A 24418-nucleotide genomic window follows, 5' to 3' on the forward strand; every position below is an offset into this window, starting at 1 on the left:
GGACCGAGCCCGTCGGCAACGAGAGGAGTCCGGATGCTCCCCAGCACGGCGAAAGTGCCCCCGTCCCCGGACGGGGCGGCCGCCGGGGACGGTGGGCCCTCACCGGGCTGGCCGGGGCCCGCGAAGAACGACCGCTCCCACGGCCGTCCGCGGGACGAACGGGGCCACGGCCGCGCGCCGCGCCGGGCCGAGGCCGCGCGGACCGGGACCGCCCTCACCGCCGGGCAGGTCGACCGGGACGTGCCCACGGCCGTGGGCCGGGTGCTCCACGACCACCTCGGGCGGCTGACGTCGGCGGCCGCGTCCGTGGACGTCACCTTCGCCTGCGACGTCGCCGACCGGGTCGCCCGCTTCACCCTGCACGGCGGGAAGCGGATGCGCTCGCAGTTCCTGTGGTGGGGGCTGCGGGCCTGCGGCGGCGGCACCGAGCACGTCCACGAGGCGCTGCGGGTGGCCGCCGGGCTCGAACTGCTGCAGACCTGCGCCCTCGTCCACGACGACGTGATGGACAACTCCGCGCTGCGCCGCGGCGGCCCCGCGCTGCACGCGGACATCGCCGCCCACTACGGCCCGGCGCTCGGCGCCCGTACGGGCGCCTCCCTGGGCACCGCCGCCGCGATCCTGGCCGGCGACCTGGCCCTGGCCTGGGCCGACGACCTCCTCGCCGACACGGAGCTGCCGCCGGACGTCCACCGCGAGGTGCGCGGGATCTGGCGCGCCATGCGGATGGAGATGGTCGCGGGCCAGTACCTGGACCTGCACGGCCAGGCGACCGGGTCCCGCTCGACGGCCCGGGCGATCCGGGTCGCCTGCCTCAAGAGCGCCATGTACTCCGTGGAGCGGCCGCTCGAACTCGGCGCGGTCCTCGCCGGCGCCGACCGGGACACCCTGCGCGCCCTGTGCCGGGCGGGCCGCTGCGCGGGCATCGCCTTCCAGCTCCACGACGACCTGCAGGGCGTGTTCGGCGACCCGGAGACCACCGGCAAGCCGTCGGGGGACGACATCCGCGAGGGCAAGCTCACCTACCTCGTCGCGGTGGCCCGCGCCCGCGCCGCCGCGCTCCGCGACACGGCGGCCGCCCGGGTGCTGAACGAGGCCCTGGGCGACCGCGGACTCGACGACGTCGGCCTGGAGCGGGTGCGGGAGGTCCTGGAGGGGACGGGGGCGCGCGCCGCCGTCGAGTCCCGGATCGACCGGCTGACCGCGCACGGCATGCGCCATCTGGCCGCCGCCCCGCTGCGGCCCGAGGGCCGGCTGCGCCTGCGGGCGCTGCTGCGCGCGGTGGCGGGGGCCGGGCCCGACCCGGCCCCCGGCCCCTCGGCCGGGACGGACGAGGACGGCGCGCCGCTGTCCCTGCTGCCCGGCACCGGTGCCGGCACCGACGGAGGTGCCGCGTGAGCCGCACCGTGCCGGGGCCCACCGACCACGTCGTCGTGGTGGGCGCGGGCCTCGCGGGCCTGTCGGCCGCCCTGCACCTGCTGGGGGCGGGCCGCCGCGTCACCGTCGTCGAACGCGACACGGGGCCGGGCGGCCGCGCCGGCCGGATCGAACGCGCCGGCTACCGCTTCGACACCGGCCCGACCGTGTTCACCATGCCCGAGCTCGCGGACGAGGCGTTCGCCGCGGTCGGCGACAGCCTGCACCGCCGGGTGGAGCTGCTGCCGCTGCACCCGGCCTACCGCGCCCGCTTCGCCGACGGCACGTCCCTGGACGTGCACACCGACGCCGAGGCGATGGAGGCCGAGGTGGAGCGCTTCGCCGGAGCGCGCGAGGCGGCCGGCTACCGCGACCTGCGCCGCTGGCTGGGCACGCTCTACCGGGCGCAGATGGACCGCTTCATCGACGCCAACTTCGACTCGCCCCTCCAGCTGGCCCACCCCGACCTGGCCCGGCTCGCCGTCCTCGGCGGCTTCGGCCGGCTCGGCCCCCGCATCGGCCGCCACCTGAAGGACGAGCGGCTGCGCCGGGTCTTCTCCTTCCAGGCCCTGTACGCCGGGGTGGCACCGGCCCGGGCGCTCGCCGCGTACGCCGTCATCGCCTACATGGACACCGTCGCGGGCGTGTATTTCCCGCGCGGCGGCATGCACGCGCTGCCCCGCGCCATGGCCGACGCCGCGGCGGACGCGGGCGCCGACCTCAGGTACGGCGAGTCCGTCCACCGGCTGGAACGTTCCGGCAGCCGGATCACCGCCGTCGTCACCGAGCACGGGCGCATCGCCTGCGACGCGGTGGTGCTCACCCCCGACCTGCCGGTCACCTACCGGCTGCTGGGCCGCGCCCCGCGCCGGCCGCTGCGGCTGCGCCACTCCCCGTCGGCGGTGGTCCTGCACGCGGGCACCGACCGCACCTGGCCGCACCTGGCCCACCACACGCTGGACTTCGGGCACGCCTGGGACCGCACCTTCGAGGAGCTGACCCGCACCGGGGACCTCATGTCGGACCCCTCGCTGCTGATCACCCGCCCGACGGCCGGCGATCCGGACCTGGCGCCCCCGGGCCGCCACGTGCACTACGTCCTGGCCCCCTGCCCCAACACCGACATCGGCCCGGACGCCGCCGCCTGGACGGACCTCGCGCCGCGCTACCGCGACCGGCTGCTCACCACCCTGGAGGAGCGCGGCCTGGACGGGATCGGCGCGGCCATCGAGGAGGAGTGCCTGGTCACGCCCGCGGACTGGCACGCGCAGGGGCACGCCGCCGGTACGCCGTTCTCGGCGGCGCACACCTTCCCGCAGACCGGTCCGTTCCGGCCGGGCAACCTCGTGCGCGGCACGGACAACGCCGTCCTCGCGGGCTGCGGCACCACCCCGGGCGTCGGCGTGCCCACGGTCCTGATCTCCGGCAAGCTCGCCGCCGCCCGCGTCGCGGGCCCGCCCGCCCGCCGCACGGCCCCCCGGCCCGGGACCCCGGCCGCCCGCACCGCGGCGGCGCCCGGCGCCACGGCCCACGCCGCCCCGGAGCCGGGCACGGCCGCCCGTACGGCCACCCCACCCGACACGGCCGCGCGCATCACGCCTCCCACGGACCCCGGACCGGCGCCGCGCGGCACACGGACGAAAGGCACCCCCGCATGAAAGGCACCCCCGCATGACCGCCCGTGAGCTCGACGCCGCGGCCGTCACCGACCCCGCCCTGCGCGAGGCCTACGCCACCTGCCGGCGGCTCAACGCCCGGCACGGCAAGACGTACTTCCTGGCCACCCGGCTGCTGCCCGTCGAGCGCCGCCCCGCCGTGCACGCCCTGTACGGCTTCGCCCGGTGGGCCGACGACATCGTCGACAGCCTGGACGCGACCATGACGCCCGCCGACCGCGCCCGCTCGCTGGCGCTCCTGCAGGCCCGCCTGGAGACCGGGCTGCGCGACGGCGGCGGCCCCGAACCCGTCGTGCGGGCGCTCGCCCACACCGCGCAGCGGTACGCGATCGACCACCGGCACTTCTCCGACTTCATGACGGCCATGCGGTCCGACCTGGAGGTGACGGACTACCCGACCTACGCCGACCTGCGCGGTTACATGCACGGCTCCGCCGCCGTCATCGGCCTGCAGATGCTGCCGGTGCTCGGCACGGTCGTCCCGCGCGAGGAGGCCGAGCCGCACGCGGCCGCGCTCGGCGTCGCCTTCCAGCTCACCAACTTCCTGCGGGACGTGGGCGAGGACCTGGACCGCGGCCGCGTCTACCTGCCGCAGGACCTGCTGGCCGCGCACGGCGTGGACCGGGAGATCCTGCGCTGGAGCCGCGACACAGGACGCCGCGACCCGCGCATCACCGCGGCCCTGCGCGCCGCCGAGGACCTCACCCGGGGCGTCTACCGCGAGGCGGCGCCGGGCCTGGCGATGCTGGACCCGGTGTCCCGCCCGTGCATCCGCACCGCGTTCGTGCTGTACGGGGGCATCCTCGACGCCGTGGCCGACGACGGCTACGCCGTGCTGCACCGGCGGTCGGTGGTGCCCCGGCGCAGGCGCCTGGCCGTGGCCCTCGACGGCCTGGCCCGGGTGAGCGCCGCCCGTGCCCGCGCCCGTGCCCGCGCCCGGACCCGGAGCGCCGCTGTCGCGCCGGTGGTGACCCGCCCGGTGGGCGCGGCGGTCGCGAGCCGCGTGGTGGTGCGGGAGGAGGCGGCGTGAGCGACGGACGTCCTTCCGCCGCGCGCGGACGCTACCCGGTGCGGCTGCGGCGCAGGCCCGTGCGGTGGGAGGAGCAGGACCCCTCCTGGCGTGACGCCGTGCCCGGCCTGATCGACCGTCAGCTGAAGCGCGCCCAGGCCCGCCCGTCGGGCAACTGGTTCGTGGTCGGCGCCTCGCGCGAGATCGTGCCGGGCCGGTCCTTCGGGCGGACGGTCGCGGGCGTGGAGGTGGTGCTGTGGCGCGACGCCGACGGCCGGCTCACGGCCGGTCCCGGGGCGTGCCCGCACCTCGGGGCGCCGCTCAAGGACAGCCCCGTGCGCTGCGGCACGCTCATCTGCCACTGGCACGGACTGGCCCTGAAGGGCGGGCCGTTCGCGGGCTGGGCACCCTATCCGGCCCATGACGACGGCGTCCTGGTGTGGGTGCGCCTGGACGAGGCCGGGGGGGAGGAGCCGCTGGACGCGCCGGTGGTCCCGGAGCGGCCCCGGCTCGCCGGCGCCGTCGAGGCCGTCTACACCGGCTTCGGCACCTGCGAGCCGGAGGACGTCGTGGCCAACCGGCTCGACCCCTGGCACGGCGCGTGGCTGCACCCGTACTCGTTCGTCGACCTCGACGTGGTGTCCGTCCCCGGCGACGGGGAGGAGGACGAGGGCCTGGCCGTGGACGTGTCGTTCAAGGTGGCCGGACGGGTGGTGGTGCCGGTGCGGGCGGTCTTCACGGCGCCCGAACCCCGTACCGTCGTCATGCACATCACCGAGGGCGAGGGCGAGGGCTCGGTGGTGGAGACCCACGCCACGCCGCTGGGGCCGGACGGCCTCGGCCGGCCGCGCACGGCGGTGGTCGAGGCGGTCGTCGCCGCCTCCGACCGGCCCGGCTTCGCGGCGGCGCGCGGGGCGGCATCCCTGCTCAGGCCGCTGATGCGGGCCGCGGCGGGCCGCCTGTGGCGCGACGACCTGGCCTACGCCGAACGGCGCTGGAAGCTGCGCAGCACGGGCCGCTTCCCCGGCTGACGCGCGGCACGCCGAGGGGGCGTCGGCACGGAACGCGCAGGGGCACCGGCGGCGAGCCGGTGCCCCTGCGCGTACGGACCGGGCGTCAGACCTTCAGCGGGACGCTCTCGCGGGACGCGGGCTCCGTGCGGTCCGGCGTGGCCCGCAACTGCTCGATGACGCTGTCCAGATGGGCGCGCGCGGCGGCCTCGGCCCCGGCGCCGTCCCCGGCGACGATCGCGTCGACGATGTCCAGGTGCTGCGGCAGCGACTGGTTCGGGCGGCCCGGGCGCAGGGAGAGCCGGAACTGGTAGCGCACCATCTGCGCGTTGAGCCGGCCCAGCAGCGCCTCCGCCACCTTCTGGCCGCTGATCTGCGCGACGGTGTCGTGCAGTTGGCGGTTGAGCAGGGAGTACGTGTCGAGGGCTCCGGCGTCGACCGCCTCGCGCATCCGGGCGCCGATCTCGCGCAGGGACTCCCGCTGCTCCTCGGTGGCGAGTTCGGCCGCCCGCCGGGCGCACAGGCCCTCCAGCGAGGCGCGGCACTCGGTGATCTGGATGGCCTCCTCCACCGAGATCACCCGGACCCGGGCGCCGCGCCGCGGGATCAGCTCGACGAGGCCCTCGGCGGCGAGGTCCTGCAGCGCCTCGCGGACGGAGCTGCGCGTGGCGTGGAAGGTGTCGGACAGCTCCTGCTCGATCAGCCGCTGCCCGGGCACCATGTCCCCCGAAGCGAGCGCCTGGCGGATGCCCGCGCCGACCACGCTGCGCCCCGTCTGCCCGGTGGCCCGGTTCTGCGTCACCCGTACCGCTCCTCTTGAAGTCCGACGACACTCGATGCCCGGGAAAGTCTAGCCACAGCGGCCCTTGGCAGATCAGAACCAAAACTTTTTCGTCGAGGATATTGTCAACAATTTGGTCGACGACTAGGTTGACGTGCTGTGTCACCCATGAGGACACACCCGAGCACAACACCGAGGGGAAGCAATGGCGCAGCCCGAGACGGTCCCGCACGCACGCGGAGAACGGCCCCGACCGCGCGGCGGTCAGGTCGCGGTCCCCTGCTGGTTCATGCGCGGCGGCACCTCCAAGGGCCCCTTCTTCCGCGCGGACGACCTGCCGGGGGACCGCGCCTCGCGCGACGCCGTCCTGCTCGCGGCCATGGGCTCGCCCGACCCGCGCCAGATCGACGGACTGGGCGGGGCCGACCCGCTCACCAGCAAGGCCGGCGTCGTGGGGCGCAGCGGGCGGGCGGACGCCGACCTGGAGTTCCTCTTCGCCCAGCTCCAGCCCGCGAGCGACGCCGTCGACACCACGCCCAACTGCGGCAACATGCTGGCGGCCGTGGTGCCCTTCGCGATCGAGTCCGGCCTGCTGGAACCGGCGGGCGAGACGACCACGGCCCGCGTGCTCACCCTCAACACCGGCATGGTCGCGGAGATCACCGTCCGCACCCCCGAGGGCGAGGACGGCCGGTACGTGGAGTACGCGGGCGACCGCCGCATCGACGGCGTCCCCGGCACCGCCGCGCCCGTCACCATCGGCTTCCTCGACACCGCGGGCTCCGTCTGCTCGGCCCTGCTGCCCACCGGCAACGTCCGCGACCGCGTCGAGGCCGACGGGGTCGGCACCGTCGACGTCACCTGCATCGACAACGGCATGCCCCTGGTGATCGTCGCCGCCGCCGACCTGGGCCGCACCGGCTACGAGACGGCCGCCGAGCTCGACGCCGACGACGAGCTCAAGCAGCGCGTCGAGGCCCTGCGCCTGGCCTGCGGCGAGCTGATGGGCCTCGGCGACGTCAGCGCGAAGAACTACCCCAAGATGACGCTGGTGGCCCCGCCCGCCCGCGGCGGCACGATCAGCACCCGCAGCTTCATCCCGCACGTCTGCCACGCGTCGATCGGCGTCCTCGCCGCCGTCACCGCGGCCACCGCCTGCGTCCTGGACGGCACCGTCGCCCACGACCTGGCGGAGGTCCCCGGCGGCACCGACGTCACCGTCTCCGTGGAGCACCCGGCCGGCGAGTTCAGCGTCGAGCTCGGTCTCGCGGGGCCCGGCACCCAGCACGTCACGAGGTCGGCCCTGGTGCGCACCGCACGGCTGATCATGGTCGGCGACGTCCTGGTTCCCCACAGCGCCTGGAAGTCCGAGGAGGACCAAGGATGATCATCGACTGTCACGGCCACTTCACCACCGCGCCGCCCGCGCTGGGCGAGTGGCGCGAACGGCAGATCGCCGCACTCGGCGACCCGGCCGCCGCCCCCGATCCCGCCGGCCCGCGCATCGGCGACGACGACCTGCGCGCGGGCATCGAGGGCAACCAGCTGCGGCTGATGGACGAACGCGGCATCGACGTCACGGTCTTCTCGCCCCGCGCCTCCTTCATGGCCCACCACATCGGCGACTTCGTGACCTCCTCGCGGTGGGCCGCGATCTGCAACGACCTGTGCCACCGCGTCCACCGCCTGTACCCGGAGCGCTTCGTGCCGGCGGCCATGCTGCCCCAGTCGCCCGGCGTCGACCCGGCCACCTGCCTCCCCGAGCTGACCCGCGCGGTCGAGGAGCTGGGCGCGGTCGCGGTCAACCTCAACCCCGACCCGTCCGGCGGCCATTGGACCGCCCCGCCGCTGACCGACCGCTCGTGGTACCCGGTCTACGAGAAGCTGGTCGAGTACGACGTCCCGGCGATGGTGCACGTCAGCACCAGCTGCAACGACTCCTTCCACACCACCGGCGCCCACTACCTCAACGCCGACACCACGGCGTTCATGCAGCTGGTCCAGGGCGACCTGTTCGCGGACTTCCCCACGCTGCGCTTCGTGATCCCGCACGGCGGCGGCGCCGTCCCGTACCACTGGGGTCGCTTCCGGGGCCTGGCGATGGCCCTGAAGAAGCCGCCGCTGGAGGAGCACGTGCTGAACAACGTCTTCTTCGACACGTGCGTGTACCACCAGCCGGGCATCGACCTCCTCCTGGACGTCGTGCCGACCCGCAACGTCCTGTTCGCCTCGGAGATGATCGGGGCCGTCCGCGACATCGACCCCGGGACCGGCCACCACTTCGACGACACCCGCCGCTACGTCGAGGCCGCGAGGCTTCCCCCCGAGGACCTGGTCGCCGTCCAGGAGCGCAACGCCCGCTCCGTCTACCCCCGTCTGGACGCCCTGCTGACGCGGCAGGGCCGCTGATCCGCCCAAGGAGCCGACCACCATGTACGAACTCGGAGTCGTCCACCGCAGCATCGCGCGCGCGTCGCGGGAGGACGTCGAGGCGCTCGCCCCCTTCGGCGTCAGCACGATCCACGAGGCCATGGGACGCACCGGCCTGATGCGCCCCTACATGCGCCCCGTCTACCGGGGCGCGAAGCTCTGCGGCACCGCCGTCACCGTCCTCCTCCAGCCCGGCGACAACTGGATGATGCACGTCGCCGCCGAGCAGGTGCGGCCCGGCGACGTGCTGGTGGCCGCCTGCACCACCGAGAGCGAGGACGGCTTCTTCGGCGAGCTGCTGGCGACCTCGCTGCGCTCCCGCGGCTGCGGCGGCCTCGTCATCGACGGCGGCTGCCGCGACGTGGCCGACCTGGAGGAGATGGACTTCCCCGTCTTCAGCCGCGCCGTCAACTCCAAGGGCACCGTCAAGGCCACCCTCGGCTCGGTCAACGTGCCCGTCGTCTGCGCCAACGCGCTGGTGCACCCCGGCGACGTGGTCGTCGCGGACGTCGACGGCGTCGTGGTCGTGCCGGCCGGACGCGCCGGCGAGGTCGCCGAGGCGGCCCGCAGGCGCGAGGAGAACGAGGAGGGCAAGCGCCGCCGGTTCGCCGCCGGGGAGCTCGGCCTCGACGTCTACGGCATGCGCGAACCCCTGAGGGCCGCCGGCCTGCGCTACGTCGACTGACGTTCGTACGCCCGCCGCCGTGCGGACGTCCGTACGGCGGCGCGGCCCCGGCGGGGCGGCTCCGAGCCCCGCCGCACCGGCGGAGAAGGTCCGCCCCTCGCGGGCGGTGGGACGGGACCCCACCGCCCCGCACCGGCCCGCCGACGGCCGCCGCACACCGGACCGGCGGCCACCGCCCCGCACCGCGGCGGACCGGCGGCCACCGCCGCCCCGCGCATCCGGCGACCGCGCCCGCCCCACCGGGCCGGGCCCGCCCCCGCCGGCCCGTACGACGACGGGCCCGCCCGCACCGGAGAGCCGCTCTCCTCCCCGCCCGGCCTCCGGCCGCACTTCCCAGGAGATCCACCCATGAGCAGCACCCTGAGCCCCAAGACCCCCGGCTGGCTGGACTGGTACAGCGACCCGTCCGCGCCCTCCTTCACGCTGCCGCCCGGCACCGTCGACGCCCACTGCCACGTCTTCGGCCCGCAGGCGCGGTTCCCCTTCGCCCCGGAGCGCAAGTACACGCCCTGCGACGCGAGCCGCGAGCAGCTCTTCGCGCTCCGCGACCACCTGGGCGTCAGCCGCAACGTCATCGTCCAGGCCACCTGCCACGGCGCCGACAACAGCGCCATGGTCGACGCCGTGCGGGCCTCCGGGGGCCGGGCGCGCGGCGTCGCCACCGTCCGCCCGGACGTCACGGAGGCCGAGCTGCGCCGGCTCGACGAGGCGGGCGTGCGCGGCGTGCGCTTCAACTTCCTCAAGCGGCTGGTCGACACCGCCCCCAAGGACGACCTGGCCGCCGTCGCGGCGAAGATCGCACCCCTCGGCTGGCACGTCGTCCTGTACTTCGAGAGCGCCGACCTGCCCGAGCTGGAGGACTTCTTCGCCTCCCTGCCCACCCCGCTGGTGATCGACCACATGGGCCGCCCCGACGTCACCCGGCCCGTCGACGGCCCCGGGTTCAGCCGCTTCCTGCGCTTCGTCGACCGCAACGACGTGTGGGTGAAGGTGTCCTGCCCCGAGCGGCTCAGCGTCACCGGCCCCGCGGCCCTGCACGGCGAGCGGCACGCCTACACCGACGTCGTGCCCTTCGGCCGCAGGGCGGTCGAGGAGTTCCCCGACCGCGTCCTGTGGGGCACCGACTGGCCCCACCCCAACCTCACCGACCACATGCCCGACGACGGCCTCCTCGTCGACCACGTCCCCCAGGTGGCTGTCACCCCCGAACTGCGGCACAAGCTGCTCGTCGCCAACCCGATGCGGCTGTACTGGCCCGGCGAAGGTGTCTGACCCGCGTTCCCCGCTCCGCCCCGCCTCAGTGACAAGGGTTCACCCATGCAGCACTCCAACGCCGCCAACCGGCTCGACCGGCTGCCGATCTCCCGGTTCCACAAGGTCACCCTGCTGGCCGTCTCCTTCGCCTATTTCTTCGAGTTCGCCGACATCAACAGCTTCGCCGTCACGGCGCCCCGCCTGATCAAGCTGTGGGGCGTCACGGTGGACCAGGTCGCCTACGTGACCTCGCTGTCGTTCGTCGGCATGTTCATCGGGTCGGTGGTCGCCTCCTGGATCGCCGACAGATGGGGCCGCAAACGGGCGCTCAGCCTGACCACCGTCTTCTTCGGCCTCTTCTCCTTCCTCTCCGTCTTCTCCTGGGACGTCGTCTCCCTCGGCGTGTTCCGCGTCCTGACCTCCGCGGGCCTGTCCGCGATGACCGTCGTCGCCGTCATCTACGTCAGCGAGATCTACCCGGCCGCCGTCCGCGGCAAGTACCAGGCGTACGCCATCGTCATCGGCATCTGCGGCACCCCCGTCACCAGCCTGATCGCCAGCGCGGTCGTCCCGCTCAGCGACTGGTCCTGGCGCCTGGTCTACCTGTGGGGCGCCCTCGGCATCCTCTTCGTGCTCTTCACCCGGCACCTGAAGGAGTCGCCGCGCTGGTACGAGAGCAAGGGCGACCACGCCAGGGCGGACGAGGTGCTGAGGGAGATCGAGGCGCAGGTCGCCGCCGCGAAGGGCCCGCTGCCCGAGCCCGCCGCGCCCGTCGACCTCGCCCCCGTCGCCAAGGCCCCGCTGCGCCTGCTGCTGCAGAAGAAGTACCTCCTGCCGACGCTGCTGCTCACCGTCCTGTGGGTCACCCAGACCATCGGCTTCTTCGGCTACTCCAGCTGGGCGCCGACCCTGCTGGCCAAGGAGGGCTTCAGCGTCGAGAAGTCCATCTTCTACGTCGCCCTCACCACGGTCGGCGCGCCACTGGGCTCCTTCCTCGCCTCGCTGGTCACCGACCGCTTCGAGCGCAAGTGGTGCCTGGTCGCCTTCGGCACCGTCATCGCCCTGTGCGGCCTGCTGTACGGGCTGACCTTCGACCCGGTCCTGATCGTGGTCTTCGGCTTCCTGGTGAACCTCTTCGAGCGCGGCTACACCGCCCTCGGCTACGCCTACTCGCCCGAACTGTTCGACACCCGGGGCCGCTCCCTGGGCACCGGCATCTCGTACGGCCTGGGCCGGCTCTCCAACGCCGCCGGACCGCTGATCATCGCGGCCCTCTACAACCGCACCGGCTACCAGAGCGTCTTCTGCTTCATCGCCGGCACCTGGGTCCTGGGCGCGGTCGTCCTGGCCGTCTTCGGCCCGCGCACCCGGGCCGCGCGCCTGGCCCGGTCCGTGACGCGGGAGAACGGCAGGAGCGAGAAGGCCGGGGTCTGAGCCGCGGCCCGGCCGCGGCTCACCGTCCCTGGGGGCGATCTTCACCCGGATGGAGCAGCCCGTCCGCGGGAGAGGGTCGCCCCTGGCCGTGCGGGAGGAGCCCGCCCGGCCGCGCGCGGGGCGGCGGCGCCGAGTTGCGGCCCGTCCGCCCGGGGTGCGGGGTGGAGGTGGGGCGCCCGGACCGTGCGAAGGTCTCCCGACCCTTCCGCCGCGTGCCCGCGTTCAGGGAGTGATCACGCATGACTTCAGGTGAGCGTTACCTCGGCACCGAGGAGCTGAGGGGGCTTACGGCTTACGACCCGGCCGGCGAGAAGGTGGGCAAGGTGGAGGAGGTGTACGTCGACGACCGCACCGGCCGCCCCGACTGGATCACCGTCACCACCGGCCTGTTCGGCATGAAGATGACCTTCGTGCCGCTGGAGGGCGCCCGTCGTGACGGCGAGGGCCTGCGCCTGGCGCACACCAAGGACACCATCAAGGAAGCTCCCCGCGTCGACGCCGACCAGCACCTCGACGCGGACGAGGAGCAGCGGCTGTACCGCCACTACGGCGTGTCCCACAGCGGCATGGACGCGGCGGGCGGCGTCAACACGAACGCCGACCGGAGCATGGCGGACTCCGGCCCCAAGGGCGGCCCCGCGGGCCTGACGGGCGCCGTCGGCACGGCGGGCACCGGCATGGCGAACAAGGGCCGCTCGGGCATGGCGGACACCGGCCGCGCGGGCACGGCGGGCGCCCGCGGCGGACAGCACCCCGACGAGATGGTGCGCTCCGAGGAGCGGCTGGAGGTCGGCAAGACCGAGGACGTGGTCGGCCGGGCCAGGCTGCGCAAGGTGGTGGTGACGGAGAACGTGGTCACCACCGTGCCGATCAGCCACGAGGAGGTCCGGGTCGTCCACGAGCCCATCCGCGAGGGCGAGGGCGTCCGCGCGGACATCGGCGAGGCGGAGGCCGAGGTCACCCTGCACGCCGAGCGGCCGGTGGTCCGCAAGGAGGCCGTGCCGGTGGAGCGCGTCCACCTGGAGACCGAGAAGGTGACCGAGCAGCAGGAGGTCGCCGACACGGTCCGCAAGGAGCAGATCGAGTACGACGACGGCACCGGCAAGGCCGGCCCCGCCGGACGGCGCGGCCCCGGCGGACGCCACGGCCGGCCCGACCAGCGCTGAGCCGGGCCGAAGGCGCCGGACGGTCCGGCGGCGCGCGACCGTGCCGCCGGACGGGCCGGCGCGGTGGACGGCGGTGACCCCGCACGCACCGGGCGCGTTCCGCGCACCGCGTACGCACGCGGTGCGCGCCGTGCCCGCCGGTGGCGGGGTCACGCACGCCCGGCGTCCGGAGCCGCGGACGCCGGCTCCCGGCGCGGGCCGCCCGTCCGGCGCGCCGGGGCGGCCGGGCGGGCGGTGGTGCGCTCCGCCGTCAGGGACGGATCAGCGGGAACGGGTCACGGGGTGAGCTCCCACCGCTCGATGTAGCCGGTGTCGATCGCGGCGCGGTCCTGCACCCGCAGCCTCCAGGTGCCGTCGACCGGCTGGGCCGAGGCGTCGACGGTGAAGGTCTGGTCGACGTTGTCGGCGGTGCCGCCACTGCGGTTCAGCAGGGAGTACACGGTGCCGTCCGGGCCGACGAGGTCGACCGTCAGGTCGCCGCGGTAGGTGTGGACGATCTTCACGTACACCTTGGTCGCCGCCGAGGCGTTGCCGGTCCGGCCGCCGATGGTGAGGGGGGACTCGACCGCGGCGCCGGCGTCCGGGATGTCGACGCGGGCCGTGCTGTCGTAGATCAGCGAGACCGTCCAGGTGAAGCTCGTGGAACTGGTGGCACCGGTGCTGTCGGTGACCGTGAGCGTCACCTCGCCGGTGCCGGTGCCGGTCGGGACGCCGGAGATCAGGCCCGTGTCGCTCAGGGCCAGCCCGGCGGGCAGGCCGGCGGCCTCGTACGTCAGCGAGGCGCCCGCGTTGGTGGTGTAGGCGTCCGTCTGCAGGGACACCTCCTGGCCGACCCCGCTGACCTGGTCGGCGACCGGCGCCACGTTGACGCCCAGGGCGATCCGGTCGCCGACGTCGACCGCCGCCCAGGCGGCCGCGACCGCCAGGTACGTCTCGCTGTACGTGCCGAACAGGTCGGCCGCCGCCCGGAGCGTCGCGGTGCGCGCGCCCGCGTAGTTCGTGGTCGACGTCATGTACGTGGTCAGCGCCCGGTACCAGACGCGCTCGGCGTTCTCCAGGCCGATGCCGGGGACGGCCTCGCCGTCGTGGGTCGGGCTGTCGTAGGCGACGCCGTTGACCGTCTTCGCGCCGCTGCCCTCGGCGAGCAGGTAGAAGAAGTGGTTGGCCGGACCCGAGGAGTAGTGGACGTCGACGCTGCCCAGCGAGGAGCTCCAGTAGTCGCGCGAGGCGCCGTCCCTGGAGGGCTTGTCCATGTAGCGCAGCGGGGTGCCGTCGCCGTTGATGTCGATCCTCTCGCCGACCATGTAGTCGGGGACGTCCGACTCCAGGTCCGCGTGGAACTCCACGGCCGCGGCGAAGATGTCGGAGGTCGCCTCGTTCAGGCCGCCGGACTCGCCGGAGTACGTGAGGTTCGCGGTGGCGCTGGTGACGCCGTGGCTCATCTCGTGCGCGGCGACGTCCAGGGAGGTCAGCGGGTTGGCGTTGCCCGCGCCGTCCCCGTACGTCATGCAGAAGCAGCTGTCGGACCAGAAGGCGTTGACGTAGTTGTTGCCGTAGTGGGCGCGGCTGTAGGCGGCGACGCCGTCGTTGCGGATGCCGTTGCGGCCGAAGACGTCCTTGTAGTAGTCCCAGGTGGCCGCGGCGCCGAAGGCGACGTCCACGCCGGCGGTCTGCCGGTCGCTCTGGGTCCCGTTCCCCCAGACATCGTTGTCATCGGTGTAGAGGGTGCCCGTGCCCGACGTCCCCTGTTTGAGGTCGTAGGTCCGGTGCCCCGCCCGGGCGGGGTCGACCAGCTGGTACGTGGAGCCGGAGAGCGTGGTGTCCAGCGGCACCGTGCCGCTGAACTGCCCCGTGCCGGTCCCGGTGCGCACGTCCTCGTACTGGAAGACGGCCTTGCCGGAGGTCGCGTCGGTGATGACGTGCAGCTCGCTCGGGGTGCCGTCGTGCTGCAGGCCCTCGACCACCGCCTCCCAGGCCAGCACGGGCTTCTCGCCGGCGGCCCAGACGACCAGGCGCGGGGTGCCGTCCAGGCCGGGCTTCGCGGACTCGGCCCCCTCCGCGGCGGCCAGCGCCCTGCTCCCGGCCGTGGCGGAGGCGATCTTCGGAGTGGTGCTCGTCACCTTCACGGTGGCCTCGGTGGCCTTCGACAGTGTGGTCCGGCCGCCCTTGGTGTGGACGACGAGGTCACCGCCGAGCACGGGCAGTCCGGCGTAGGTGCGCTCGTAGCGGGTGTGCGTGGTTCCGTCGGCGTCCTTGGCGACGTCCTTGACGAGCAGTTTCTCCTTCGGGCCCAGGCCCAGCGCCTCGGCCGTGCCGCCGGCCCCGGCGGTCGCGCTCCTCAGGAGGGCGGCGCGCTGCGCGGCGGACAGCTTCACCGGGGCCGCGCCGGCCCGGGGCTTCGCGACGGCCTTCGAGGGGCCGCGGTCGCCGGCCGGGTCGGCCGCCGCCGCGCCGGCCTGGAAGCCGGCGGCGAGCAGGGCGCCCGCGGTGGTCAGGGCCAGGGCCGCGGTGCGTCTGCGGCGGTGCGCGGTACGGGAGGACCGTGTCACGTGCTTCTCCTTCGGGCAGGCCGGCCGGATGGGCCGGGGGGAGACGCCGACGAGGTGTGCCGTCGGCAAGGTGGGTTCGTCGTCGAACCGGAGACGCGCTGCGCGGGCGGGGCCTGCGTGCGGGTGGGGCGTGCCGGCACCGGCAGCGGGAGTGAGGGGGAGAGAAGGTGGGGGAGAGAAGTGGGCGATGTGAACGCCCGTGCCACAGGGTGGCACCGCCGCTTGTCATTTGTCATGGATTTGCCAAGAGAACGGCCGGAAATGGTCTCGGCCAACTGCGGGTTCACGGGCGACGGACAGTTTTCGGTCGCTTCACCGTGTGGACGTGTGCGGGACGCGAAGGGGTCGTTCGGTGGTCACCGCGCCGGAAGGGGCGTCGGTCCCGGGAAGTGTGGACTTGGTGGTTCGCGGTGCGGTGCGGGGCGCCCGGCCGGGGCGGGGTGCCTGTCCGGGGAGGGGCAGGGCGTCGGTCCGGACGGGGTCGGGATCGGTCCGGAGGTGAGGTTCCGGACCCCGGAGCGCCGGGTAGGGCGACGGTGCGGGCGCGCGGGGCGTACCGCGCATCCTGCGCGTCCGCTCCTCCGTCCCGCCCGGGGTGTCCGCATGGTGGACGGTTAGTCTCAGAGGGGAAGAAGGAGGGACGCCATCACCACCGCAGCCGAGACCCGGGAAGCCCTGGCCGCAGCGCTTCCGGACAGCACACTGATCACCGATCCCGACGTTCTGGCCGCCCTCGGCGCCGACGACGCCGAGTGGGCCCCGGCGGGCCGCGCGCTCGCCGCGCTGCGGGCCACGTCCACCGAGGAGGTGCAGGCCGCCGTCCGCGCGTGCGCCGCGCTCGGCGTCCCCGTGGTGCCCCGCGGCGCCGGAACCGGCCTGTCCGGCGGCGCCAACGCCACCGACGGCTGCCTCGTCCTGGACCTCTCCCGGATGAACCGCATCCTGGAGATCGACACCGAGAACCTGCTCGCCGTCGTCCAGCCCGGCGTGGTCAACAACGACCTCAAGGCCGCCGTCGCCGAGCACGGCCTGTGGTACCCGCCGGACCCGGCCAGCGCCCCCTGGTCGACCATCGGCGGCAACGTGTCGACGAACGCGGGCGGCCTGTGCTGCCTGAAGTACGGCGTCACCCGCGACTACGTCCTCGGCCTGGAGATCGTGATGGGCGGCCCCGCGGGCCCGTACGGCACGGCCGTGCGGGTCGGCCGGCGGACCACCAAGGGGGTCAGCGGCTACGACCTGACGGGCCTGGTGGTCGGCTCCGAGGGCACCTTCGGCGTGGTCACCGAGATCACCCTGAGACTGCGCCCCGCCCCGCGCACCGCGCCGCACACGGTCGTCGGCGCCTTCGACGGCCTCGTGGCCGCCGGCGAGGCCGTCGCCCTGTGCACCCGGCGCGGCCTGACCCCCGTCGCCCTGGAACTGCTCGACCGCGCCTGCCTGGAGGCGGTGGAGGACTGGAAGCACCTCGGCATCGAGGCCGGCACCGCCGCGCTGCTCCTGGCGCGTGTGGACGCGCCGGGCCGGGCGGGGGAGGACGAGGCCGCCGCGGTGGCCGAGGCGTTCACCGAGGCCGGCGCGGTGTGGACGGAGCGGTCCACCGACGCGGCCGAGGCGGAGGCGCTGTTCGAGGCGCGGCGCCTCGCCTACCCGGCGCTGGAGCGGCTCGGCCCGGTGCTGACCGAGGACGTGTGCGTCCCGCGCTCGGCGGTGCCCGCGATGCTCGCCCGCACCGAGGAGATCGGCCGGCGGCACGGTGTGCGGATCGCCACCATCGCGCACGCCGGCGACGGCAACCTCCACCCGCTGCTGATCACGCCGCCCGGCGACGAGGAGGCGCGCGAGGCCGCCCAGGCCGCCTTCGAGGAGCTGCTCGTGGAGGCCGTCGCCCTGGGCGGCACGGTGACCGGAGAGCACGGCGTCGGCCTGCTCAAGCGCGCGGGCATGGAGCGCGAGCTGGGCCCCGCCGTCTGCGCGGTGCAGCGCGCCGTCAAGGAGACCCTCGACCCGCTCGGTCTCTTCAACCCGGGCAAGGTCGTGGGGGAGCGGGCCGGCGGGGCCGGCGCGGACGTCGCCCGGGTGTGACACGGCGGGCCCGCCGCCCCGGTACGGTCCCGGGCGGCGGGCCCTCGTGCGCGGCCGCCGTCAGGGGCGGCGCCAGCTGTCGTCCTTCAGGTGGGAACCGGCCATCGGGCCCATCCGCAGCATGCCGCCGTCGACCGCCCACGACGCGCCGGTGACGTACGAGGCGTCGGGGCCCGCGAGGAAGGCGATCACCGCGGCGACCTCCCGCGCGTCACCGGGCCGCCGCAGCGGGACGCCCTGGCGGACCTTGTCCGCGTCCGTCACGTCCTCGTCCTCCTGGCCGGTCATCGGCGTGGCGATCTCACCGGGGGCGACGGCGTTGACCGTGATGCCGTGCTCCGCCAGCTCCAGCGCCATGACCTGCGTCAGCAGGCCGAGGCCGCCCTTGGCGGCGCAGTAGGGGCCCGCGCCGACCCGGGGCTGGTGCTCGTGCACCGAGGTGACGTTGACGATCCGGCCGCCACCGCCCTGGCCGATCATGCGGCGCGCCGCCCGCTGCGAGCACAGGAACGGCCCGAGCAGGTCCACGTCGAGCACCTCCTGGAACTGCGCGTGCTCCAGCTCCAGGAAGGGCGTCGCCGTGCCCGTGCCCGCGTTGTTGACCAGGACGTCGATGCGCCCCAGCTCGTCGGCGAGCCGGTCGACGACGTCCGCGGCGCCGGGCAGGCGGGTGAGGTCGAGGCGGGCGACGGCGGCGCGCCTGCCGTGCCCGCGGACCTCCTCCGCGGTGGCCTCGGCGCCCTCCTTGTCGGTGTGGTAGGTGATGCCCACGTCCATGCCGGCGGCGGCCAGGCGGACGGCAGTGGCCCGGCCGATGCCGGAGTCCGAGCCGGTGACGACGGCGACGGGGGACTGGTTGCTCTCGGGGGTGGACATCGCGCTCCTCGTGCTCCTCGTGGGTCGGGTGCTGCGCGGCCGGCGGCGTACGGGGCGGCCGCGCGGGGACGGGACCGTCCGGCGGCCTTCCCGGTCCCGGTGCGCCGGGAAGGGGCGCGGGGACCGGCGCACGGCCGGCCTACGGCCAGGAGGGCTCCTTGCGCGGGACCACGACCAGTTCGGAGACCGTGCTGGTCGACGGGACCGACAGTGCGTACAGCACGGTGTCGGCCACGACGTCGGGGCTCTGCAGCATCGACGTGTCCGCGTCCGGGAAGCGCTCCATGATGAACGGGGTCTCCATCCCGCCGGCGATGATGCCCGTGACCCCGATCCCGGGGCAGTCGCGCTGCGCCTCCTTGAACAAGGTGTGCGTGAAGGCCCGCAGTCCCGTCTTGGCCGACGCGTACGGACCGGCCTCGGTCCAGGTGCGGTTCGACGCGGTCGACAGGATGTTGACGATGTGGCCGCCGCCGCGCGCCACCATGCGGCGGTAGGTCTCCAGGCACAGGTACATCGGGCCCAGCAGGTTCGTGGCGACGACCCGCGTCACCTCCTCGGCCGTCAGGTGCTCGATCGGCTTGGAGACGTCGACGGCCGCGTTGTTGACCAGGATGTCGAGGGGCCGGTCCGCCGCCTCCAGGCCGCGGAAGACCTCCGCGACCGCGGCGGCGTCGCGCACGTCCAGCTCCACGAACCGCGCCTCGCCGCCGGACCTCCCCAGCTCCCCGCACAGCTCTCGCGCCGGCTCCTTGCGCACGTCGGCCACCAGCACCGACGCGCCCGCGCCGGCAAGGGCCCGGCAGATGGAGGCGCCCAGGCCCCGGGCCCCGCCCGTCACCAGCGCCCGTCTGCCGCGCAGATCGACGCGGACCCCGCCGCCCGTGGCGCCCCTGCCGCTGCTGTCGTCCCTGCCGTCCATGCCGTCCGCCTTCCGGTGTGCCGCCGCACGGGTCCGCCGTGCGCGTGCCGAGAGAAACCGGTCCGTTCCCCACTGTGACCCCGGCGTCCCGGACCGGCACGCGGTGCTAGCCCGCCGGGCCGGTCCCGCACGCGGCACCCGGTCCGGAGGGCGCCAGTGGCGGAGGTCACTTTCCGTGGCGGCGCACCGCCCTTCGACCGCCTCGGGCGACCACTGTGAGCAAGCACACCAGAAGTCCAAGACCGCCTGCCACAGGGGGAATTGGGAGAAGCGGGGGACTCGGGGGCCGGCGGAGTCCGCCGTACCCCGGGAACCGTCTGTCACCATGGTCCGCGGCCGTGCCCCGGAGGACCGAACCCCGAGCGGCACGCCGTCCGACCAGCACGGTGGAGCGGCCGAGCAGAGCAGCCGGCACCTTCGCGCTCCTTCCGCGTCCGCCACGTCCCGGGAGCCTTGCCTGGGCTTGTCCTGCGAGTACGTCACTGTGTCCACTGTCCCCGCCGACGCCGCGCCGCGTCCCGCCCGGGCCTCCGCCGACCGTTCGCCCTGGCGGGCCCTCAAGTACCCCAGCATGCGCTGGTGGTCGGTCGCCCACTTCGTCTCGGGCGCCGGCACCTGGATGCAGCTCACGGTGCAGAACCTGCTCGTGCTGCAGATCACCGGTTCCGCCGCGGCCACCGGTCTGTCCCTGTCGGTCCAGGCGGCCCCCGGCCTGCTGATGGGCCTCGCGGGCGGCGCGGTCGTCGACCGCTGGCCCCGCAAGCTGACCGCCGCGGCCAGCCAGGCGCTGCTCGGCGTCGTGGCCTTCGTGACCGCCGCCCTGGTGGCGACCGACTCGATGGGCCTCGGGACGCTGATGGCCCTGGCCGCCGTCACCGGTCTGATCGCCACCGTCGACGGTCCCGCCTGCTCCCTGCTCGGCAACGACCTCGTACGCGCCGAGGACCTGCCCTCCGCGATCGGCCTCGGCTCCCTGGTCCACAACGCCGGACGGCTCGCGGGCACCGCGCTGGCCGGCGTGACGGTCGCCTTCGTCGGCACGGCCGCCGCCTACGCCGCCAACGGCGTGTCGTTCCTCTTCGTCGCCGCGGTGATCCCCTTCCTGAGGCTCCTGCGCCGCGACGGCGGCACGCCCGCCGCCCGCGCGACGGCCGCCGCCGAGGGCGACGACATGACCGTACGGGCGGGCCTCGCCTACTTCGCCCGCCGCCCGCGCCTGCTCGCGCTCGCCGGGATCACCGGTGTCAGCGCCGTCTTCGGCCGCAACTACGGACTCACCCTGGCCGTGCTCGTCACCGGGCCGCTCGCGGCCGGCGCCGGGGCGTTCGGCACGGTCTCCACGGTGCTCGCCGCCGGCGGCATCCTCGGCGCGGTGCTGGGCGCGCGGCTGCGCAGGCCGTCGGTGCGCACGGTCGGGACGCTGGCCGCCGCCGGCGGCCTGCTGCAGGTCGCGGCCGCGCTGTCGCCCTCGCTCGCCGTCCTGCTGGTCCTGGTGCTGCCCATGGCCGTGGTCGAGTCGGTGTCCGACACCGCCGGCACCACCGTGCTGCAGACGGACCCGCCCGCCCACCTGCGCGGCCGCGTGCTCGGCGTGTGGAACACCATCAGCACGGGGTGGGGTCTCGCGGGACCGCCCGCGCTCGGCCTGCTCATGGAGCTGGCGGGCGCGCGCGGTGCCCTCGCGGCGGGCGGCCTGCTGATCGCCGGCGCGGTCGCGGCGGGGTACGCGCTCCGCGGCCGCCGGACCCCGGCCGCCGTCCTGCTGGGCGACGACCCGGCCGCCTCGCCGGCCGCCCGGCCGTCCCTGACCACGGCGGCCTGACCACCGCCGGGCCGTCTCCGGCCGCGGCCGCCCGGCCCACCCGCCTGTCCCGTCCCGAGCCCGGTCAGGAGGACGCGCGGGCCCATCCGTCCGGACGCCCGTCAGGGCGGGCGTCCGCCGTCCCCGCCGCCGCGTCGGGTGCCGGCAGCGAGCGCACCGCCGCCAGCACGTCGGCCACGGTGACGCGCAGCAGCCGGGCGTCGGGCACGCGGCCGTGGGCGTCCCCGGGGCGGGCCGGGCCGTCGCCCTCCTGGCCCCACAGGACCCGGTGCCGGGGCAGGTCGGGCGGCCCCCACAGACGCGGGGCCACCGGCCCGAAGAGGACGACCGACGGGGTGCCCAGGGCGGTCGCGAGATGGGCGAGCCCGGTGTCCCCGACCACCACGCAGCGCGCCCGTGCGACGAGCGCGACGAGCCGGTCGAACGGAACGTCGCCCCGGCCGCCGACCACCGCCGCCGGCGGCAGGCCGGCCCGGGCCGCCACCGACGCGGCCAGCCGCTCCTCGCCCGCGCCCGCGGTGACCACGACCTCGTGCCCGGCCCGGCGCAGGGCCCGGGCCACCGCCGCGAACCGCTCCGCGGGCCAGCGGCGGGCGGCCGCGTCGGCGCCGGGATGCACGACGACGGCGCCCGGCGCGGGCGAGGCCGCGGCGCCCGGCGGGATCCGCAGGTCGCCGGGGTCGGCGGCGATGCCGTACCAGTGCAGCAGCCGGCACCACCGTTCCCGTTCGTGCTCCTCCGGCCGCCACCGCGGGCCCTGGACGTCGGGCGTGCCGGGGTGCCGGTAGGCGAGGAGCGCGCGGGGCCGCAGGCGCTGCAGCAGCAGATGGCTCGACGGGCCGTTGCCGTGCAGGTCGACGGCGAGGTCGGGCACCGGCCCCGGCCAGTCGAGGGACACCGGGACCGCCCGTCCCGCGGGGGCCCGCGCGGGCAGCAGCCGGTCGACGCAGCCGGTCGACGCCGCGACCCCCGCGAACCGCTCCGGCGCGGCGAGGACGACCTCGTACCCGGGCAGGTGCCGGCGCAGCGCGCGCAGCGCGGGCACGGCCGTCAGCAGGTCGCCGAGCCCCAGCGCCCGCAGCACGAGCACCCGCGGCCGGGACCGCCGCGCCGTCCGGCCCCCGTGAGCGGCGGACGCCGTGCCGGGGAGCACGAAGTCCTCGCCGCGCGGCGCGGCGGCCCCGGCCGGCGGTACGGGTCCGGGCCGCGTCACGGGCCCGCAGGCCGGGGCTCCGCCGCGCGCGCCGCACGCCGGGCCAGCGTCGTCGTGGAACGGCCGTCGAGGTACGGCAGCAGGACCGCCTGGCCGCCCCAGGTGCGCAGCGCCTCCACCTCCGGCAGGCCGTCGACCGCGTAGTCGCCGCCCTTGACCCACACGTCGGGGCGCAGCCGGGACAGCAGCTCCACCGGGGTGTCCTCCTCGAAGACCGCGACCGCGTCCACGCTGCCCAGGGCCGCCAGGACGCGGACGCGGTCGGCGAGGTGGTTGAGGGGGCGGCCCGGGCCCTTGCGGCGGGCCAGGGACGCGTCGGAGTTCACGCACACGATCAGGCAGTCGCCGATGCGCCGGGCGCTCTCCAGGAGCCCGACGTGGCCCGCGTGCAGCAGGTCGAAGCAGCCGCCGGTGGCGACGACCGTGCCGCCGCGCGCCCGCACCTCCTCGGCCAGCGCGAACGGGTCGGCCGCGGGCGGCCGCCCGGTGCGCCCCGCGGGCGGGTCCCGCCACAGCGCGGCGTTGCCCGCGCCGCCCGCCGCCACGAACGCGGCGGCCTCGGCGACCGCCCGCTGCACCGCCTCCTCCGGCAGCGCGCCGTCCGCGAGCGCCGCGGCCGCCGCGCTCGCGAAGCAGTCCCCGGCGCCGCACGGGTCGCCGCCGGAGCGGTAGGGGACCGGCACCAGCATCGGGGCCGTGCTGCCGGACCGCGTCAGCAGCACGCCGCGCTCGCCGAGCGTCACGCCGACCGCCGCGGCCCGCCAGCGCTCGGCCAGCTCCGCGCCGCGCCGGGCGTGCGCCCGCAGCGACTGGTCGCCGTCCGGCACCAGCGCGCTCGCCTCCGCCGCGTTCGGGGTGGCCAGCCGCACGCCCGGCACGGGCGCGTCGCCCTTGGGATGGGGGTCCCACACCACCGGCGTGCGGTGCGCCACGGCCGCGAGGTGGTCCCGTACGGCCCGCGCGGTGTGCCGGCCGTAGTCGGCGACGAGGACGGCGTGCGCCTGCGCCAGGACGTCCGGCACCGTGCCGTCCTCCGGCGCGCCGGGCGTGCCGCCGCCGCGGTCGATGCGCACCAGCGGCCGCCCGCTCGCCAGCACCCGCGTCTTCACCGGCAGCGTCCCGGCCAGTGGCAGCTCCACCAGCCGGACCCGGCCGCGCAGCTCGCGCCGTACGGCGTCGCTGGCCGGGTCGGAGCCGAGCGCGGTCACCAGCACCACCTCCCGCCCGCCGCGCGCGGCCAGGGCGGCGGCGAGGCCGGCGCCGCCGGGGCGCAGCCGGTCGCCGGTGACGTCGACGACGGGCGCCGGGGCGTCCGGGGCCAGCCGGGTGGAGACGCCCTCGATGTCCTCGTCCAGCAGGACGTCCCCGACCACGACGAGGGGCGCGGCGCCGCTCATGACACCCTCCGGCGGACGGCGACGGGCCGGTGCGGGACCGCCGCGACCGCGGGCGCCGTGAACTCCGCCGCCGCCGTGTCGAAGCACTCGCACAGCAGGTGCACCGCGACCAGGTGGGCCTCCTGCACGGTCGCCGACGCGTCGGCGTCGATGCACAGGGACTCGTCGGCGGCCTCGGCGAGCGGGTTCGGCCCGGGCCCGGTCATCGCCCACACCCGCAGGCCCGCCGCCCGTCCGGCGACGGCGGCGGTGATCAGGTTGGCGCTGCGCCCGGACGTCGACATCAGCAGGAGGACGTCGCCGGGGCGGCCGTGCGCCGTGACCTGGCGGGCGAAGACGTGCTCGAAGCCGTAGTCGTTGCCGATGGCGGTCATGCTGGAGGTCTCCGCGTGCAGGGACAGGGCGGAGAAGGCGCGGCGCTCGCGCCGGTAGCGGCCGACGAGCTCGGCGGTCAGGTGCTGGGCCTGGGCGGCGCTGCCGCCGTTGCCCGCGGCCAGCAGCCGGCCGCCCGTGGGCAGGACGTAGGACAGCTGGGCGGCCCAGTCCGCGATCCGGCCGAGGCCGCCGTCCCGGCGGAACCGGCCGAGCGCGTCCTGCAGGGACTGGCAGTGCCGGTGCGCGCCGTCGAGTGCAAGGGATTCGCTCATCGTGATTCGGGTCCGCCGCTTCCGTACGTCTGCCGGTCCACGTCCG

Annotated in this window: 19 protein-coding genes; 12 read left to right on the plus strand and 7 right to left on the minus strand. The window is 75.7% G+C overall.

From position 1 onward, the window contains the following. Window positions 1-33 precede the first annotated feature (33 nt). The 4 genes from IE271_RS14510 to IE271_RS14525 are packed head-to-tail and all read left to right on the plus strand — an operon-like array spanning window position 34 to window position 5132. Entirely contained in the window at window positions 34-1398 is a 1365-nt protein-coding gene (locus IE271_RS14510) for a polyprenyl synthetase family protein (protein ID WP_190190689.1), read from the plus strand. Continuing rightward, entirely contained in the window at window positions 1395-3074 is a 1680-nt protein-coding gene (crtI, locus tag IE271_RS14515) for a phytoene desaturase family protein (RefSeq protein ID WP_190190690.1), read from the plus strand. The genes IE271_RS14510 and crtI overlap by 4 nt, the downstream gene beginning before the upstream one ends. 13 nt (window positions 3075-3087) lie before the next feature. Beyond that, on the plus strand, window positions 3088-4122 hold the full coding sequence (locus tag IE271_RS14520; protein WP_190190691.1) for a phytoene/squalene synthase family protein: 1035 nt from the start codon (window positions 3088-3090) through the stop codon (window positions 4120-4122). Continuing rightward, window positions 4119-5132, plus strand: coding sequence for a Rieske (2Fe-2S) protein (locus IE271_RS14525; RefSeq protein WP_229919330.1), 1014 nt, complete (start codon window positions 4119-4121; stop codon window positions 5130-5132). Before IE271_RS14520 ends, IE271_RS14525 begins: the two co-directional genes overlap by 4 nt. Before the next feature lie 85 nt (window positions 5133-5217). Here the strand turns inward: IE271_RS14525 and IE271_RS14530 are convergent, their stop codons facing one another. Next, window positions 5218-5913 (minus strand): GntR family transcriptional regulator, encoded by a 696-nt coding sequence (locus IE271_RS14530; protein ID WP_190190692.1) that lies wholly within the window; start codon window positions 5911-5913, stop codon window positions 5218-5220. 184 nt (window positions 5914-6097) lie between these two features. Between IE271_RS14530 and IE271_RS14535 the strand changes: the two genes are divergently transcribed. From IE271_RS14535 to IE271_RS14560, 6 genes are all read left to right on the plus strand, one after another. Further along, complete coding sequence (locus IE271_RS14535; RefSeq protein ID WP_190190693.1) at window positions 6098-7279, plus strand: 4-oxalomesaconate tautomerase; 1182 nt, start codon at window positions 6098-6100, stop codon at window positions 7277-7279. Continuing rightward, a complete protein-coding gene (locus tag IE271_RS14540) occupies window positions 7276-8301 on the plus strand; it encodes an amidohydrolase family protein (protein ID WP_190190694.1) in 1026 nt (341 codons plus the stop codon). The genes IE271_RS14535 and IE271_RS14540 overlap by 4 nt, the downstream gene beginning before the upstream one ends. A gap of 22 nt (window positions 8302-8323) precedes the next feature. After that, complete coding sequence (gene ligK, locus IE271_RS14545) at window positions 8324-9007, plus strand: 4-carboxy-4-hydroxy-2-oxoadipate aldolase/oxaloacetate decarboxylase (RefSeq protein WP_190190695.1); 684 nt, start codon at window positions 8324-8326, stop codon at window positions 9005-9007. Between the two features lie 348 nt (window positions 9008-9355). Next, window positions 9356-10279, plus strand: a complete 924-nt coding sequence (locus IE271_RS14550) for an amidohydrolase family protein (RefSeq protein WP_190190696.1) — start codon at window positions 9356-9358, stop codon at window positions 10277-10279. 45 nt (window positions 10280-10324) lie between these two features. Beyond that, window positions 10325-11695, plus strand: a complete 1371-nt coding sequence (locus IE271_RS14555) for an MFS transporter (protein ID WP_190190697.1) — start codon at window positions 10325-10327, stop codon at window positions 11693-11695. 239 nt (window positions 11696-11934) lie between these two features. After that, window positions 11935-12861 (plus strand): DUF2382 domain-containing protein, encoded by a 927-nt coding sequence (locus IE271_RS14560; protein WP_190190698.1) that lies wholly within the window; start codon window positions 11935-11937, stop codon window positions 12859-12861. Window positions 12862-13136: 275 nt separating this feature from the next. Here the strand turns inward: IE271_RS14560 and IE271_RS14565 are convergent, their stop codons facing one another. After that, a complete protein-coding gene (locus IE271_RS14565) occupies window positions 13137-15410 on the minus strand; it encodes a M4 family metallopeptidase (protein ID WP_190190699.1) in 2274 nt (757 codons plus the stop codon). A 645-nt stretch (window positions 15411-16055) separates the two neighbouring features. Here IE271_RS14565 and IE271_RS14570 point away from each other — a divergent pair. Then, on the plus strand, window positions 16056-17495 hold the full coding sequence (locus IE271_RS14570; RefSeq protein WP_190190748.1) for an FAD-binding oxidoreductase: 1440 nt from the start codon (window positions 16056-16058) through the stop codon (window positions 17493-17495). Window positions 17496-17555: 60 nt separating this feature from the next. Here the strand turns inward: IE271_RS14570 and IE271_RS14575 are convergent, their stop codons facing one another. Further along, window positions 17556-18371 carry an SDR family oxidoreductase gene (locus IE271_RS14575; RefSeq protein WP_190190700.1) on the minus strand — a complete coding sequence of 272 codons (816 nt, stop codon included), beginning with the start codon at window positions 18369-18371 and terminating at the stop codon, window positions 17556-17558. Between the two features lie 139 nt (window positions 18372-18510). Continuing rightward, window positions 18511-19293 carry an SDR family oxidoreductase gene (locus IE271_RS14580; RefSeq protein ID WP_190190701.1) on the minus strand — a complete coding sequence of 261 codons (783 nt, stop codon included), beginning with the start codon at window positions 19291-19293 and terminating at the stop codon, window positions 18511-18513. Window positions 19294-19777: 484 nt separating this feature from the next. On the opposite strand from IE271_RS14580, the gene IE271_RS14585 reads away from it, so the two are divergent. Next, window positions 19778-21115: an MFS transporter gene (locus IE271_RS14585; protein ID WP_268256194.1), complete on the plus strand. Its 1338-nt coding sequence runs from the start codon at window positions 19778-19780 to the stop codon at window positions 21113-21115. A 64-nt stretch (window positions 21116-21179) separates the two neighbouring features. On the opposite strand, the gene IE271_RS14590 is transcribed toward IE271_RS14585, so the two are convergent. From IE271_RS14590 to IE271_RS14600, 3 genes are read right to left on the minus strand one after another with little or no spacing between them, the layout of a single operon-like run. Next, a complete protein-coding gene (locus IE271_RS14590; protein WP_373308765.1) occupies window positions 21180-22328 on the minus strand; it encodes a glycosyltransferase family 9 protein in 1149 nt (382 codons plus the stop codon). Beyond that, a complete protein-coding gene (gene rfaE2, locus IE271_RS14595) occupies window positions 22325-23725 on the minus strand; it encodes a D-glycero-beta-D-manno-heptose 1-phosphate adenylyltransferase (protein WP_190190703.1) in 1401 nt (466 codons plus the stop codon). The genes IE271_RS14590 and rfaE2 overlap by 4 nt, the downstream gene beginning before the upstream one ends. Further along, entirely contained in the window at window positions 23722-24372 is a 651-nt protein-coding gene (locus IE271_RS14600; protein ID WP_190190704.1) for a D-sedoheptulose-7-phosphate isomerase, read from the minus strand. The genes rfaE2 and IE271_RS14600 overlap by 4 nt, the downstream gene beginning before the upstream one ends. Between the last annotated feature and the right edge of the window lie 46 nt (window positions 24373-24418).

The sequence above is a fragment of the Streptomyces minutiscleroticus genome, assembly GCF_014650875.1.
Lineage (GTDB): Bacteria > Actinomycetota > Actinomycetes > Streptomycetales > Streptomycetaceae > Streptomyces > Streptomyces minutiscleroticus.